The sequence below is a fragment of the Pseudomonas sp. S8 genome (assembly GCF_050473925.1).
Taxonomy (GTDB): domain Bacteria; phylum Pseudomonadota; class Gammaproteobacteria; order Pseudomonadales; family Pseudomonadaceae; genus Aquipseudomonas; species Aquipseudomonas parakoreensis.
In genome coordinates this window covers 1,485,781-1,497,609 of sequence record NZ_JBFDVZ010000016.1, presented here as the reverse complement: position 1 = coordinate 1,497,609, position 11,829 = coordinate 1,485,781, and the positions used below count along the sequence as shown (strand labels likewise).

The window sequence follows — 11,829 nt, the reverse complement described above, 5'->3', positions numbered from 1 at the left end:
TCATGAGTGTCTCGAACAAGGAACAGGGTCACGCTAAAGAAGCGTTATTGCCGACGGCGCAAGACATCGACGCGTTGGTACGTGCGGAACATCACGACCCGTTTTCCATTCTCGGCCCGCACGGTGATGGTGCCGGCGGGCAGTTCATCCGCGCCTATTTGCCGGGTGCGTTGAAAGTCGAAGTGCTGGACAAGGACAGCGGTGAAGAACGTGGCGAACTGGCCGCCACCGAAACCCCGGGGCTGTTTGTCGGGCACTTCGCCCAGGCCCGGCCCTATCTGCTGCGCACGCGCTGGGCCGGCGGCGAGCAAGTGGCGGAAGATCCCTACAGCTTCGGTCAGTTGCTCGGCGAAATGGATTTGTATCTGTTCGCTGAAGGCAATCACCGCGACCTCAGCAGTTGCCTCGGCGCGCAACTGACCACGGTCGATGGCGTCGACGGTGTGCGTTTTGCCGTGTGGGCGCCGAATGCTCGCCGAGTGTCGGTGGTCGGTGATTTCAACGTGTGGGACGGTCGCCGGCATCCGATGCGCCTGCGCCATCCGTCCGGGGTCTGGGAGTTGTTCATTCCGCGCCTGCAAGCAGGGGAGTTGTACAAGTACGAAATACTCGGCACCCACGGCATCCTGCCGCTGAAGGCTGACCCGATGGCGCTGGCCACCAGTCTGCCGCCGGACACCGCGTCGAAAGTCGCCGCGCCGCTGCAAATCAACTGGCAGGATCAGGACTGGATGAACGGCCGCCGCGAGCGGCAGAAACATTCAGCGCCGCTGTCGATCTACGAATTGCATGCCGGCTCGTGGCAGTGCGAACTGGACGATCTGGGCGAAGTCGCTCGCCAGTACACTTGGCCGGAACTGGCCGAGCGCTTGATTCCTTACGTCAAGGAACTGGGTTTCACCCACATCGAACTGATGCCGATCATGGAGCACCCGTTTGGTGGTTCTTGGGGTTATCAGTTGCTCTCGCAATTCGCCCCGAGCGCCCGTTACGGCACGCCGGAGCAGTTCGGTGAGTTCGTCGACGCCTGCCACCGCGCCGATATCGGCGTGATCCTCGACTGGGTGCCAGCGCATTTTCCTACCGATACCCATGGCCTGGCGCAGTTTGACGGCACGGCGTTGTACGAATATGGCAACCCGCTGGAAGGCTTCCATCAGGACTGGGACACGCTGATCTACAACCTGGGGCGCACCGAAGTGCACGGCTACATGCTGGCGTCAGCGCTGCACTGGTTGAAGCATTTTCACGTGGATGGCCTGCGCGTCGATGCGGTGGCCTCGATGCTGTATCGCGACTATTCGCGCAAGGCCGGCGAGTGGATTCCGAACCGCCACGGCGGGCGCGAGAACCTTGAGGCGATCGATTTCCTCCGGCACTTGAACGATGTGGTCGAGCTGGAGGCGCCGGGCGCGCTGGTGATCGCCGAGGAATCCACCGCATGGCCGGGCGTCAGCCAGAGCACCCAGCAGGGTGGTCTCGGTTTCGCCTACAAATGGAACATGGGCTGGATGCACGACTCGCTGCACTACATCCAGCAGGATCCGGTGTATCGCGCGCACCATCACAATGAATTGAGTTTCGGCCTGGTTTACGCCTGGTCCGAGCGCTTCATCCTGCCGATCTCCCACGACGAAGTGGTGCACGGCAAGCACTCGTTGATCGACAAAATGCCCGGCGACCGCTGGCAGAAATTTGCCAACCTGCGCGCCTATCTGAGTTTCATGTGGACTCACCCGGGCAAGAAGCTGTTGTTCATGGGCTGCGAATTTGGCCAGTGGCGCGAGTGGAACCACGATCAGCAACTGGACTGGTACCTGCTGCAATACTCGGAACACAAAGGCGTGCAGAAACTGGTCGGCGACCTCAATCGCCTGTACCGCGAAGAACCGGCGCTGCACGATCAGGACGATGCGCCGCAGGGCTTCCAGTGGTTGATCGGTGATGACGCGATCAATAGCGTGTACGCGTGGCTGCGCTGGAGCAAGGACGGCAAACCGGTGCTGGTGGTCGCCAACTTCACCCCGGTGCCGCGTCAGTCGTACCGCGTCGGCGTGCCGTTTGCCGGACGCTGGAATGAATTGCTCAACAGCGATGCCGACACCTACGCCGGGTCCAACTATGGCAATGGCGGCGGGGCGTTTACCGAAGAGGTGCCGAGCCATGGGCAGTCGCTGTCGCTGGAACTGAATCTGCCGCCGCTGGCGGTGTTGATTCTCAAGCCGGAGGGTTGATCGGCAACCGTGTCGCTTGCAATCGCCAGCAGGCCGGCTCCCACAGGGTATGCATTGCAACTGTGGGAGTTAGCCTGCTGGCGATGGCGTCGATTGGCACACCGCGTCAAGGCGCTTACCAGCTGATGCGAACCCCCAGATTGCCTGCCAGTCCGCGCAAGTCATTACTGTCGATGTTGCTGCTGTAATCGGTGCTGGCATAGGCACTCACCGCACGGTCAAGTGTCACCACCAGGCCAAGGCCGATATCTGCGGTGGAGGATTTTTGCTGGCTATTGATGGTATCGGTGCCATCGAAGGTCACTGAATCGGTGCCGGAAAAAGTGTGCCAAAGGTTGGCCCGCAGGTACGGTTCCATTGGCAGACCATTGATTTGGTAATGGCCCCTGAGTCGCGCGCCGAGGCGACCGGTCCAGGCACCGTCAGAATCGAATGACACCCTTGAGATGCCGTCGTCCTGGCTGTCGAGAGAGATTTTCTGGTGGATCACCTGCACCTGTGGCTCGACCACCCAAGTGTCGTTGAGCGCGAACGGGTAACCGGCCTCGGCCGAAAGCGTTAACGCATGGCCACGGTTGTCCAGTTCGAGCCCGCGGTCAGATCGGTTATTGCCATCGAAACGCGTGCCCATCGCCACGGTGTCGATGTACCAGCCGAAGGGATCGGTCAGCGTCCAGTACAGGCCATAACTGTCGCCTTCGAGTTTGATTTTGCCCGCGCTGTTGTTTTCGAAGCCTTCGTTGAAACCGTCGACATCGCCCTGAATCCGGCTATGGCCGACGAACAGGCCGATACGTTGGGTCTGGCCGGCGGATGTTGGCGCGCTGTATAGATCGTTGCCGACCTGGAAACCGTTGAGCGAACCGTTCAGACGTGGGGTGACGGAACCGGCCCAGGTCTGGTCGAGATTCTTGCCGTAGACCCGACCCCAACCGGCGCTGAATGCACCGGTTTCGCCGAGCAGCCGCTGATCGCCCTGGCGCTCGTGGAACGTGCCGAGTGCGCTGAGGGTCAGTTGCGCGGCGGCGGGCGCAAGCACCGACCAGTTCGGTACCTCGGGACGAAAGATCGGGATCGGCGCGGCGCCTGCCACGGCGGCTGGCAGTACAGGCAGACTGGCGCTGAAGATCGGCGGCGCCGATTCATCTGGCGCGGGTGCCACGGGTGTGATCGCTGCAGCAATCGGTGTTGCCACCACCGGTACCAGAATCGGCGGCAGGCGCGGATCGGTGTTGGGCACGTTGACTACCTGCGGTGCGACGACGGCGGAGCGCAGGTACCAGCTGTTTTCGGTGCCGGCAGTGACGCCCCCCTTGAACAGATAATAATCGTAAGCCCCGACCGACACCGGACCGCTGAAGCTGAAGGCATGGTTGGTACTGACGGTGGAGCCTTGGGCTTGCACTAGTTGAATGCCGTTTCCCTGGGTCAATCCACCGAGGCCGCCGATGTTGGTCACGCGGATGACAGTGCTACCGCTGAGGCTGCCATTGTTGACCACCAGTTTGTCGCTGGGCGAACCGTCGGCACCGAGCTCGCTCTGCAGCAACAACTGGCCGCCGTTGCCGACGTAGTTGCCGTTGATGGTCAGGGTGTCATCGGTGCGACTGTTGTTGCGGGTCAGGTCGATGACCCCGGCATTGTTGAGGGTCACGGTTTGCCCGACCACGGCGGGTGACACCGCGCCTTGGGTCGAGAACACGCTACTGCTGGCGTCGACGTTGAGTACGCCGCTGCCGCTGACGGCATCGCCAAGCACCAGGCTGCTCGACCCCAGGTCCAGTTGCGAGTCGTTAGTCAAGTTCATCGTTTCCCAATTGGTAAAACGACCGGACAGCTCGGTTCGGGTGTGGTCGAAGGTCAGGGCATCATTGCCCGCGCCGCCATCGACGTCGGGTGTCAGCGTCAGCACGGTGTCATCGAGATTTGCAGCGTTGCGCTGTCGTTGCCGTCGCCCATCAGGATCGTCGACCGGATGATTCCGCCGCCGCTCCACAGCAGCGTATCGTCGCCAACACTGGCGCGGATCTCGCCGACGATTTCGCCACCGGTCACGGTGATGCTGTCGTTACCGCCGCTGACACTGATGTTGCCGCCGATGCGGCCTCCGGAAACGATGATGGTATCGGAGCCGAACCCGGTGACCAGGTTGCCGAGGATCCGCCCGCCGGACAGGTCGAAAATATTGTTGTCGAGTTTCATGTCGACGCGGCCGATGGTGCCGCCGGTCATGCGCGCGACATCGCCGTCTTCGAACGCCGCAACGATGGTACCGCCGGTCATCAGAAACCTGTCGCGACCGTCGCCCTGGGCCAGAAAGCCGAGTGAGCCACCGGTCATGACGAAGTCGTCGATGCCCGCGCCTTGATTGATTGCGCCCGTGATGACACCAGAATGGATTTCGACAGGGTCGGTGCCAGCGCCAAAGGTCACGCTGCCATTGATCTGGCCGGTGCCGTTGACGGGGAGGGTAAGACTGTTGTTACCGGAGACGTCGGTGAGGGGACCGCTGATACCACTGTCGCAGGTATATACGTCGTTACCTGCGCCGGGCGTCAAGACACAGGCCGACCAGGCAGGTGTACTGACGAGCAGCGCAAGGGACGCGGGCAAAATATAGGTGTACGGCAAAGCCCTCAGAGCAGTAATAGATCGCATGATGGCAATTCCCAGCGTTAGCCAAAGGGAAATTCATCCTTGAAGGGGTGCCTGATCTAAAAAGCCTCTGATGTTTATGAACTGCGTGAGATCTGAACCCTAAGGTTTTGAAAGTGCCGATCCTTCAGCTTTTTAAGGTTTAGTCGTTTTTTTGCGCTGATCAAACAGTTCTGACGGACGGTTTTGTTGCAACTATCAAAGATGTACTTCAACCGCCAGCGGCAAGTGGTCCGACAGGTGCGTCCATGGTTTGTTGCCGAGGATCTGCGGGTCGTGGCTGCTGGCGTTGCGCAGGTAGATGCGGTCCAGGCGCAGCAATGGAAAACGCGCTGGATAGGTCTTGGCCGGACGCCCATGGTGGCGTTCGAACGCTTCGTGCAGGTAGTCGCGGCGGGCGAGGGCGGCATTGCCTTGCAATTGCCAGTCGTTGAAGTCACCGGCAATGATCACCGGCGCGTCCTCGGGCAAGGATTCGAGCAACTGGCAGAGCAGCTGCAACTGCAATTGGCGGTGACTTTCCAGCAGACTCAGGTGCACACAGATGGCGTGGACTTCGGCGTGGCCCGGCACGTCCAGTACACAATGCAGCAAGCCACGGCGTTCGGGGCCGGTGATCGACACGTCGAGATTGCGGTATTCGCGGATCGGGTATTTTGACAGCAGGGCATTGCCGTGGTGACCATCGGGGTAAACCGCGTTGCGTCCGTAGGCAAAATCGCTCCACATGCTGTCGGCAAGAAATTCGTATTGCGAGGTTTGCGGCCATTCGTTGTAACGATTGGAATGGCGCTCGTGTTCGCCCACTACCTCCTGCAGAAACACCAGATCGGCCGAGGTGCTGCGCACCGCTTCGCGCAGTTCCGGCAATATGAAGCGCCGATTGAGGGCGGTGAAGCCCTTGTGGGTATTGACCGTCAGCACGCGCAGGCGATGGATGACGGGTGCGTCGACGACGTGACGCTCGGGATCGCTGGACACGTTCACTCCTCTGAAAAAACGGCTTCCTGTTCATGCGACTGGTCTGTGCGCGGGCAGTTCCTTCCAGATGCCTCAGGCCGTAACACGAATCCCCCGAGCCGCCAGGAAACCTGTGGGAGCGAGCCTGCTCGCGAAGGCGCTCGACCCGACAACATCAAAAAACCGAGCAGTCCTCGGACATAAACGTAAACCCGCAGCCACGTTTAAAGTACACGAACCGTTACGCCATACCGGCTACAACGCCTTGCGCCGTTACCTACGCGTACGCCAGAATCCGCCGGCTTACACGGCTATGCGTTGGGCTTATCGTTTCCCTGTCACTGGAAAACAGTGATCGGGTTTGGTAGCCCATTTCGGTACGGTCGTATGGCGTCACCTTATGTAGCCTCTTTTTGGGGCTCAGTTTTATGGTGGGCATGCGTGGGGCTCATTCGTGAGCGCCGGGTTCCGTATCGACCGGTCTACCAACCCGCGCATGGCCGCCACCCATCGTTTGGTAGCGAGGGTGATGGCTCCTAATTCTCGATACGGAGTTTCATCCATGTTCAAAGCCACACCCAACCCCCCGGACACCTCAATCCCGTACGACCCAGCCCTCGACCCGCAGAAGATAAAAGCGGCCACCGACCGCGCCATCAATTTCTACCTCAACCCCGGCGCACTGAAGATCTCGATCCCTTCAGCCTCGTCATGCAAGGCGAACAGAATCTTCCTCATCGACCCCTCCGTGGACGAAGAAACCTTGCTCGTCGAAGCCTGCGAATCATTAGCCGCCGCCAGCGACATGGCCCGCGACATCAGCGACACCGTCGACCACCCACAGCGCCGGGCCATGCTGATGCTGCATCAGGTGATCATGCTCAGTGAACTGATGGTCAACCGAGTACTGGACGGCCGCCGCGTGCCTCAATAGTCGGGGATCCCTGTAGGAGCTGCCGCAGGCTGCGATCTTTTGATGTTGCGTTTAAAAACAGGATCAAAAGATCGCAGCCTGCGGCAGCTCCTACAGGTCATCATTCATTCAAAATGCCTCGATCGGAGTTCCAACTGATGTCCGAAACCCCACCCAATCCGCCGATCACAGAATCGGTATCGCCGTACGAATCCCTCAACTCCAGAAAACTCCACGAAGCCGCCGAACGCGCCCTCGACCATTACCTCGCGCCCGCACACATCATGGCCACACCGTACACCCCCAGCAGCATGTTCCTGGTCAACCCGCAAACCGATACCGAATCGCTGCTGGCCAACGCCTGCGAATCCCTGGCGTCGGCCACGGTCATGCTCGGCGATTTCGCCGGCACGCTCGAAGGGCCGAGCCGTCATACGGCGTTGGGCATCGCGCAGGTGGTGATGCTGGGGGAGCTGGCGGTGAATCAGGCGCTGGATAATGTTGTGCCAGAGGATTAGGCGCCAGCCGTTGTAGTTACATCGCGAGCAGGCGAAGGCCTGCTTGGGATCTGCGTTGGTCACAGGTTAAGTACCCGGCAAAGATTTCTTGTAGGCGTGAACTTGCTTGCTATTGTCATTAAATAAATCCGTCAGGCTATATTGTATTTGCAACTTTAGTTTATTCCCTGAGTGCGAAAGAAGGACAGGGGCGGGTATTTTAGCCGCCCCTGTAGTTTCAATGTCTGTTACTTTTTATAAGGTTAGGGGGTGAGTATAAAGTTATCAAACAAAACAGCCGAATTAGTGGTGGTGACAATCATTTTTCTTATGCCATTCCCTTGGAAATGAACAGATTTCGCCTGGAACTCGCTCTCTGTTAGAAGTGCTATTTCTCCTAGCAGTCCATCCGTGGAATCATAAAATTTAGCTTTCGCTGGGTAGAGTGTGTGTGCGTAATCGAACGATATAGATGAGTAATTATCCTTGAATGTAAATGTAGACGTGGAGTCGCCACCATTTATCAATAAAAATTTTCCAGCGAGAGGTGGTTCGTAACTGCTATTAGTCCAAATTCCTATATATAGTCCTGATCCCCGGTTGCGCTCTATTGTCATAGTAGGAAGATCCATTCTTCTTGGATAAGTACCACTCCTGTTCTCAAAATCCTCCCTCAGTGGGATTGATGGCGATACGACCACGACCCGCGATCCCGACACCTGTCCACTGCCATACAGCGCAGTGGCAGTGAAGCTGTGAGTGGCCACGCTCAAGCCCGTCACGGTCAGTTCCCACAGGCCGGTCGTCAGGTTAACCGTCGCCTCATCTTTGACGGTGGTGCCATCTTTGATCTGGACTTTCTGACCTTTAGCCCCACTTCCTTTAAGCGTGACAGAAGTTTCAAAGGTCGAGCCGCCCGGAAGAATTTCTTCCCCTCTAGAGTTCTCCGCCCGAGTGATGGTCGGCGCGGTACTGGCCGTCACCGTCAACGTCCACGCCGCGGACACCTGACCACTGCCATACAGGGCGATAGCGGTGAAGCTGTGAGCGGCCACGCTCAAACCTGTCACGGTCAGTTCCCACAGGCCGGTCGTCAGGTTAACCGTCGCCTCATCTTTGACGGTGGTGCCATCCTTGATCTGGACTTTCTGACCTTTGGCCCCGGCCCCTGACAACGTGACCTGGGTGTCGACGGTCGTCCCGCCGTTATCAATTGGCGCCCCTTTGGAGTCTACGGCCTGGGTGATGGTCGGTGCGGTATTGGCCGTCACCGTCAGCGTCCACGCTGCGGACACCTGACCACTGCCATACAGAGCGATAGCGGTGAAGCTGTGAGCGGCCACGCTCAAGCCCGTCACGGTCAGTTCCCACAGGCCGGTCGTCAGGTTAATCGTCGCCTCACCTTTGACGCTGATGCCATCCTTGATCTGGACTTTCTGACCTTTGGCCCCAGCCCCTGACAACGTGACCTGGGTATCGACGGTCGTCCCGCCGTTGTCAATTGCTGCCCCTTTGGAGTCTACGGCCTGGGTGATGGTCGGTGCGGTACTGGCCGTCACTGTCAGCGTCCACGCCGCAGAGACCTGCCCACTGCCATACAGCGCGATAGCGGTGAGGCTGTGAGCGGCCACGCTCAAGCCCGTCACGGTCAGTTCCCACAGGCCGGTCGTCAGGTTAACCGTCGCCTCATCTTTGACGGTGGTGCCATCCTTGATCTGGACTTTCTGACCTTTGGCCCCGGCTCCTGACAACTTCACTTGGGTATCGACGGTCGTCCCGCCGTTGGCAATTGGCGCACCTTTTGAGTCTATGGCCTGGGTGATGGTCGGTGCGGTACTGGCCGTCACCGTCAGCGTCCACGCCGCAGAGACCTGACCACTGCCATACAGGGCGATAGCGGTGAAGCTGTGAGCGGCCACGCTCAAGCCTGTCACGGTCAGTTCCCACAGGCCGGTCGTCAGGTTAACCGTCGCCTCACCTTTGACGGTGGTGCCATCCTTGATCTGGACTTTCTGCCCTTTGGCCCCGGCTCCTGACAACTTCACTTGGGTATCGACGGTCGTCCCGCCGTTGGCAATTGGCGCCCCTTTGGAGTCTATGGCCTGGGTGATGGTCGGCGCGGTACTGGCCGTCACCGTCAGCGTCCACGCCGCAGAGACCTGCCCACTGCCATACAGGGCGGTGGCGGTGAAGCTGTGAGCGGCCACGCTCAAGCCTGTCACGGTCAGTTCCCACAGGCCGGTCGTCAGGTTAACCGTCGCCTCACCTTTGACGGTGGTGCCATCCTTGATCTGGACTTTCTGACCTTTGGCCCCGGCTCCTGACAACGTGACCGTGGTATCGACGGTCGTCCCGCCGTTGTCAATTGGCGCTCCTTTGGAGTCTACGGCCTGGGTGATGGTCGGCGCGGTACTGGCCGTCACCGTCAGCGTCCACGGCGTGGATACAGTTCCTTCGCCATACAGGGCGATAGCGGTGAAGCTGTGAGCGGCCACGCTCAAACCTGTCACGGTCAGTTCCCACAGGCCGGTCGTCAGGTTAACCGTCGCCTCATCTTTGACGGTGGTGCCATCCTTGATCTGGACTTTCTGACCTTTGGCCCCGGCTCCTGACAACGTGACCTGGGTATCGACGGTCGTCCCGCCGTTGGCAATTGGCGCCCCTTTGGAGTCTACGGCCTGGGTGATGGTTGGCGGGTCGAGCGCTTGGGCAGCGCCCACATTGAAGTCCAGTGGCTGCGAATACCGGGTGCGCTCCCCCGCACGTTCGACGAAGTATCTGGCCTGGACCGTGCCGTCCTCGTTGGCTTTGATCAAATCGGCGCTGATAGGGAACGGCACCTCTCTACCGGCGGTGAACGAGTTCAGTGTGATCCAGTCGCTGTCCAGGCCGGTTTTCGAGCCCACCCACTCTCGTGTCACCTTGTCGTCGACCAGAGTACTGAGCCAGGTAACGCTCAGCGTGGTGCCGTTGCGATCCGGGTCGAGAACGTTGTCGACCACACCCTCTACCTTCGGCATCGGCAATTCCAGGCGTGGCTCGCCGACCGCGAGCAGCGGCGCGTGTTCGGACTCACGGACCGCATTGATCGCGCTATAGCGATCCAGCTTCGCCAGTACGCCGTCGTCGCTCAGCAATTGGTAATAGAGCTCCAGCTTGCCACCTTCCAGTACCTTGATATGGGCACTGTCAACGGTGATGTACAGAGATACTTTATCGTTGACGTCGCCATTGGTGATCGGTCGCAATGGCAGGTCGGGCAGGTACGGCGTGAAATCCGGCAGGGTGCCGAGCCAGAACAGTTTGATCGCCTGACTGGCCTCGAAGGAGTCATCCCACGGGATTTCGATGCGGGTACGCGACAGGTCCGGATCGAGTGCCCCTTGCTTGGCGTCTTCGGCAATTGGCGCCTTGAGACGCTGGAGTTGACCGATGACGCTGATGAACTGCCCCTTGGACAAAATATCGGCCGTGCCATCGGCTTTCTCGATGCGGTACAACAGCACCATCTGGACCTTGGCAAAGCGGCGCAGCAGGGCATTGTCGATCGGTATCTCAAGGATGCTCGGTACGCTCTCCAGGATCACGCCCGGCAGCTCGTGGTCGATCGGTGTCCCTTCCACTGGCGTGCCTTTGATTTGGAGGAAGACGGTGTCGCCCTTCGCGAACAACTTGCCGTCCACGGCAACAACCTGCCCGGTGCCCTTGGCATTGCCCAGCTTGTCGAGATCCAGCACGTTGTTCCGCGCTTCCCTGAGCAGCGGTGCCTGTGGGCGCGCCGTGTCGATGCTGACCACCACCCGCTGGGCGGCACTCCAGTCCTCGGAACGGTTGTCGGCTTTGTCGTAGAGTTCGAAAGTCACCGCCAGCCCGATGTTGTCAGAGTCCCCCGCTTTACGGATTGTGGCTTCGTCGACATGGATGACGATGGGTGTTTTGCCTTCGACCTGGTCCTGGGTCAGTGGCAGGCTTGACACGAAGACCCCGCCCCAGCTCAGGCGGATCACGTCACCGGAGAAAATGTTCGGGTACGGTTCAATCCTGATGTCGACGCCCGCGGCGACGTTGTCCTTATCGATGCCACCCTCGAGAATCTCGCGGGGAATGTGCATGATCAGCTTGGAGTGGCCGGGTTCATCGTTGTCATCATGACCACCGGGGCGGGTGAGCTTGACGAACACCTTCATCACTTCAGAGGGCTCGGCCGTCTGGCCCAGGGGGGTCACGCTGTAGGAGACATCGAAGTTGCCGGCCAGGATGTGCCGTGGCTCCACGAATAACTGCAGTTGGGTGCCGACCTCATTTTTCTCCACGGTCTTTTGCAGTACCTGATTATTGGGACCCCAGAAAATGACCAGGCTGTCGCCTTGCGCCATAGTCCCCCAGGGGCCGGCCTTGCACTGCAGACCGTGGCGCGGGAAATTGTCCAGTACCGCCGCGATGTTCAGGCCCCACACATCAGGACTGGTGGAGATCGGTTCCTTGGTGCGCCCGGGAATGCCCAGCTCGCGCAAGAGGTTGGTGTGCTCGTCGGGGGAAGGGGATGAGGCCATGGGAGGTGCTCCGGTCG

Annotated in this window: 5 protein-coding genes and 1 pseudogene; 3 read left to right on the top strand and 3 right to left on the bottom strand. The window is 59.7% G+C overall.

What is annotated here, in order from left to right:
• Positions 1-2 precede the first annotated feature (2 nt).
• Positions 3-2,234, top strand: a complete 2,232-nt coding sequence (glgB, locus tag AB1J88_RS07945; RefSeq protein WP_430290704.1) for a 1,4-alpha-glucan branching protein GlgB — start codon at positions 3-5, stop codon at positions 2,232-2,234.
• A gap of 115 nt (positions 2,235-2,349) precedes the next feature.
• On the opposite strand, the pseudogene AB1J88_RS07940 reads toward glgB, so the two are convergent.
• Positions 2,350-4,892: pseudogene (locus tag AB1J88_RS07940) on the bottom strand (autotransporter outer membrane beta-barrel domain-containing protein).
• A gap of 195 nt (positions 4,893-5,087) precedes the next feature.
• On the bottom strand, positions 5,088-5,870 hold the full coding sequence (locus AB1J88_RS07935; protein WP_041067024.1) for an endonuclease/exonuclease/phosphatase family protein: 783 nt from the start codon (positions 5,868-5,870) through the stop codon (positions 5,088-5,090).
• Positions 5,871-6,411: 541 nt separating this feature from the next.
• Between AB1J88_RS07935 and AB1J88_RS07930 the strand changes: the two genes are divergently transcribed.
• A complete protein-coding gene (locus AB1J88_RS07930; RefSeq protein ID WP_222019211.1) occupies positions 6,412-6,783 on the top strand; it encodes a DUF6124 family protein in 372 nt (123 codons plus the stop codon).
• A 137-nt stretch (positions 6,784-6,920) separates the two neighbouring features.
• Complete coding sequence (locus AB1J88_RS07925) at positions 6,921-7,280, top strand: DUF6124 family protein (protein ID WP_430290703.1); 360 nt, start codon at positions 6,921-6,923, stop codon at positions 7,278-7,280.
• 242 nt (positions 7,281-7,522) lie between these two features.
• On the opposite strand, the gene AB1J88_RS07920 is transcribed toward AB1J88_RS07925, so the two are convergent.
• Positions 7,523-11,812 carry a hypothetical protein gene (locus AB1J88_RS07920; protein WP_430290701.1) on the bottom strand — a complete coding sequence of 1,430 codons (4,290 nt, stop codon included), beginning with the start codon at positions 11,810-11,812 and terminating at the stop codon, positions 7,523-7,525.
• Positions 11,813-11,829 lie beyond the last annotated feature (17 nt).

Coding starts and splice junctions, on each gene's coding strand:
- AB1J88_RS07920 (WP_430290701.1), bottom strand. CDS start 11,812: ATGGCCTCATCCCCTTCCCCCGACGAGCACACCAACCTCTTGCGCGAG.
- AB1J88_RS07925 (WP_430290703.1), top strand. CDS start 6,921: ATGTCCGAAACCCCACCCAATCCGCCGATCACAGAATCGGTATCGCCG.
- AB1J88_RS07930 (WP_222019211.1), top strand. CDS start 6,412: ATGTTCAAAGCCACACCCAACCCCCCGGACACCTCAATCCCGTACGAC.
- glgB (WP_430290704.1), top strand. CDS start 3: ATGAGTGTCTCGAACAAGGAACAGGGTCACGCTAAAGAAGCGTTATTG.